This is a genomic window from Geodermatophilus sp. SYSU D00710, assembly GCF_054050195.1.
Genome location: NZ_JBJGYX010000113.1, coordinates 1 through 3,886 on the forward strand (window position 1 = coordinate 1; position 3,886 = coordinate 3,886).

General features: G+C 73.7%; 4 protein-coding genes. 2 read left to right on the forward strand and 2 right to left on the reverse strand.

All coding sequences use genetic code 11. The features are described 5' to 3' along the window. On the reverse strand, nucleotides 1-1,252 hold a 1,252-nt coding region (locus ACI78U_RS24775), incomplete at its 3' end, for an NAD(P)/FAD-dependent oxidoreductase (RefSeq protein ID WP_456878108.1). After that, on the reverse strand, nucleotides 1,249-1,569 hold the full coding sequence (locus ACI78U_RS24780) for a bifunctional 3-phenylpropionate/cinnamic acid dioxygenase ferredoxin subunit (protein WP_456878109.1): 321 nt from the start codon (nucleotides 1,567-1,569) through the stop codon (nucleotides 1,249-1,251). The genes ACI78U_RS24775 and ACI78U_RS24780, both read right to left, overlap by 4 nt. A gap of 127 nt (nucleotides 1,570-1,696) precedes the next feature. On the opposite strand from ACI78U_RS24780, the gene ACI78U_RS24785 reads away from it, so the two are divergent. Together ACI78U_RS24785 and ACI78U_RS24790 are read left to right on the forward strand one after the other, a co-directional pair. Next, a complete protein-coding gene (locus tag ACI78U_RS24785) occupies nucleotides 1,697-2,497 on the forward strand; it encodes an IclR family transcriptional regulator (RefSeq protein WP_456878110.1) in 801 nt (266 codons plus the stop codon). A gap of 188 nt (nucleotides 2,498-2,685) precedes the next feature. Beyond that, on the forward strand, nucleotides 2,686-3,807 hold the full coding sequence (locus ACI78U_RS24790) for an aromatic ring-hydroxylating oxygenase subunit alpha (RefSeq protein ID WP_456878111.1): 1,122 nt from the start codon (nucleotides 2,686-2,688) through the stop codon (nucleotides 3,805-3,807). The last annotated feature ends 79 nt before the right edge of the window (nucleotides 3,808-3,886 follow it).

A 3,886-nucleotide genomic window follows, 5' to 3' on the forward strand; every position in this document is an offset into this window, starting at 1 on the left:
CCGCCCAGCGGTGCCTCGGCCGCGGCTTAGCCGCGGGCCCCGCCGGGGGTGGGGGGGGGGGGGGCGCCGCGGGGGGGGGGTCGGGGGGGGGCCCCACGGCCGAGCGCAGCTGGCGGCGCCAGCGGGTGAACCGGCGCGGCTGGTTCATCCCGAGGACGGCGACGGGGTGCCCGTCGCGCTCGTAGACCGCGAGGAAGCAGCGGTCGGCGCAGTCGCCCTCCACGACGCGGGCGACGTCGCCCGGGCGGTGCGAGCCGGCGAACTGGATGCGGGCGCCGTACTGGTCGGACCAGAAGTAGGGCACCGGCGCCGGCACCGGCGCGCCGGTGCCGAGCAGGGTGGCGGCCGCGGTAGCCGGCTGTTCGAGCGCGTTGGTCCAGTGCTCGACCCGGACGTGCCGCCCCGCGGGAGCCGACCACGTCGCGGCGCAGTCGCCGGCCGCGACCACGCCGGGGAGGCTGGTGGCGCCGCGGGCGTCGGTGAGGACGCCGGCGCCGAGAGCCACGCCCGATCCGGCCAGCCACTCGGTGTTCGGGACGGCGCCGATCCCCACGACCACCACGTCGGCGGGCAGGCGGGTGCCGTCGGTGAGCTCGACGGCCTGCACCCGGTCGGTGCCGACCAGCCCGGCGACCCCGGCGCCGACCAGGAGGCGCGTGCCGTGGTCGGCGTGCAACCCGGCGCAGACCGCGCCCATGTCGGCGCCCAGCGGGCCGGCCAGCGGGACGGGCTGGGTCTCGACGACGGTCACCTCCAGCCCGAGCGAGCGGGCGGTGGAGGCGACCTCGGCCCCGATGAACCCGGCGCCGACCACGACGAGGCGTCCGCCGGCGAGCAGGTCCTGCCGCAGGGCGACGGCGTCGTCCAGCGAGCGCAGCACGTGCACGCCGCCGAGTCCCTCGCTGCCGGGGAGGCGTCGGGCGCGGGCACCGGTGGCGAGGACGACGCCGTCGGCGCGGACCTCGCTGCCGTCGTCCAGCAGCACCGAGCGGGTGGCGGGGTCGAGGCCCACCGCCGTGGTACCCAGCCGCCACTCGAGGCCGAGGTCCCCGTCGTCGGGCGTCCCCAGGGCGATGTCGTCCACCGACGACCCCCCGACCAGGAAGTCCTTCGACAGGGGCGGGCGGTCGTAGGGCGGGTGCACCTCGTCGCCGACCACCACGACGCGTCCGTCGTAGGCCTGCTCGCGCAGCGCCCGCGCGGCCGAGAGGCCGGCCAGCGAGGCCCCGACGACGGCGATGGTGGAGGTCATGCGGCGCCCTCCACGGCGACCCCGGGCTGCACGTAGACCATGCCGTCCCGCACGACGACCCGGTGGGTGCGGACCGGTGTCTTGGCCGGCGGGCCCGACACCTGCCCGGTGCGCAGGTCGAAGCAGGAGGCGTGCAGGGGGCACTCCACGGCGCAGCCCTCGAGCCAGCCGTCCGCCAGCGAGGCGTCCTGGTGGGTGCACGTGTCGTCGATCGCGAGGAACTCGCCGTCGACGTTGAAGACCGCGATGGGCTCCTCGGCCTCCACTCGGGTCGCCTCACCGGGCGGCAACGCGGTCGTCGGGCAGACCGGGATCATCGGTACTCCACGTCGGTCGTTGTTGCGTCTTACGCAACGTTGTGCCTCTGACGCAACAGCATGACCCGCCCGGGTGACGGCGTCAAGAGCGGGACCGACCCCGCCGTCCGCCACCTACGCTGGGGTCGTGAGCGGGCCGCAGGAAGAGAGCGCAGAGCGAGGTCAGGCCGCCGTCGTCCAGTCCGTGGACCGGGCCCTGAGCGTGCTCGAGATCCTCGCGGCCCAGGGTGAGGCCGGTGTCACCGAGGTGGCCGCCGAGCTCGGCGTGCACAAGTCGACGGCCTTCCGCCTGGTGGCGGCGCTGGAGAGCCGGGGCTTCGTCGAGCAGCTCGCCGACCGCGGCAAGTACCGGCTGGGCTTCGGTCTGGTGCGCCTGGCCGGTGCGGCCGCCGCGCAGCTGGACATCGCCCGGGAGGGGCGGCCGATCTGCCAGGCGCTGGCCGCCGACCTCGAGGAGACCGTCAACATCGCCATCCTCGACGGCGACCGCGCGGTGAACGTCAGCCAGGCACGCGGGCCCGCGGCGCTCAGCACGCACAACTGGGTGGGGCAGGGCACCCCGCTGCACGCGACGTCGAGCGGCAAGGTGCTCCTGGCGCACGCCCCGGACGCCGTCCGCAAGGACGTGCTCTCCCGCGACCTGCCGCGCTACACCCCTGCCACGGTCACCGACCCCGAGGCGCTGCGGCAGGATCTCGACCGGGTCGTCGAGCAGGGCTGGGGCTGCACGGTCGAGGAGTACGAGGTCGGGCTCAACGCCGTCGCCGCGCCCGTGCGGGGTGCGGACGGGGACGTGGTCGCCGCTCTCAGCGTCTCGGGACCGTCCTTCCGGATGCACCCCGAGGACTTCCCGCGGCTGGGTCGGCGGGTGGTGGCGGGCGCCGACGAGCTGAGCCGGCGGCTGGGCTTCTTCGGTCCGCCCCGCTAGCCGTCCGCTGCGGCGAGCAGCCTCTCGGCGGGCTGTTGCGCATGACGCGACCCGCTGATTAATGTGCAACGAACGGTCGTCCTGAGCTCGCCGGTGGGCGACGACCGTGGTTCGTCGCAGACACCGCGTCGTGCGACATCTGGCGTGTCCTCCACATCGCATCGCCCGACGGAACCCCGAGGTGCCGTATGACCACCACCGACCTGCCCGCGAGCCTCATCTCCACGTTGCCGGGCCACTACTACACCGACCCGGCCGTCTTCGCGCTCGAGCAGTCCCGCGTCTTCGAGGACATGTGGTTCTGCGCCGTGCGCTCGAGCGACCTCCCGACCCCGGGGTCCTTCCGCAAGGTCCAGGTGGGGAGGGAGAGCGTGCTCGTGGTCCGCAGCCGGGACGGCCGGCTGCGGGCGTTCCTCAACATCTGCCGGCACCGGGGCGCGCAGATCTGCACGGAGGACTCCGGCGCGGTCAAGCGGGCCTTCCAGTGCCCGTACCACGCCTGGACCTACGACCTCGAGGGCAAGCTGGTCGCCGCTCCCAACCTCACCAAGATGCCCGACGTCGACCGGGTCCGGTACGGCCTGGTGCCGGTGGCGCTGCGCGAGTGGCTGGGCTACGCGTGGGTCTGCCTCGCGGACGAACCGCCGTCGTTCGAGGACGGGGTCGTGGCCGACGTGGTCGAGCGGCTGGGGAGCGAGGCGGTGATCGAGCACTACGACCTCGACTCGCTGTCCGTCGGACGCCGCATCACCTACGACGTCAAGGCGAACTGGAAGCTCATCATCGAGAACTTCATGGAGTGCTACCACTGCGCGACGATCCACCCCGAGCTCACCGAGGTGCTGCCCGAGTTCGCCGACGGGTACGCGGCGCAGTACTTCGTCGGCCACGGCGCGCAGTTCGGGGACGACGTCGAGGGCTTCACCGTCGACGGCAGCGCGGGCTTCGACCGGCTCCCCGGCGTCGAGGAGGAGCAGGACCGCCGCTACTACGCCATCACGGTCCGGCCGACGGTCTTCGTCAACCTGGTGCCCGACCACGTCATCTTCCACCGCATGTTCCCCGTCGCGGCCGACCGGACGATCGTGGAGTGCGACTGGCTCTACTCCCACGAGGTGGTCGAGTCGGGCAGGGACGTGACCCGGTCGGTGGAGCTGTTCCACCGGGTCAACGAGCAGGACTTCGCCGCCTGCGAGCGGACCCAGCCGGCCATGTCCTCCCGCGCCTACGCGAACGGCGGCGTGCTGGTGCCCTCGGAGCACCACATCGGCGTCTTCCACGAGTGGCTGACCCAGCGCCTGTCGGACTGAGCCGGCATCCACGGCATCGGTGCAGACGCTGACCCTCGGCTCGCACGGCGACACGATGGTGCCGGTGCCCTCGCGCTGC

Bases quoted from the DNA above. Each gene is read 5' to 3' on its own strand.
- ACI78U_RS24790 (WP_456878111.1), top strand. From the start codon at position 2,686: ATGACCACCACCGACCTGCCCGCGAGCCTCATCTCCACGTTGCCGGGC.
- ACI78U_RS24780 (WP_456878109.1), bottom strand. From the start codon at position 1,569: ATGATCCCGGTCTGCCCGACGACCGCGTTGCCGCCCGGTGAGGCGACC.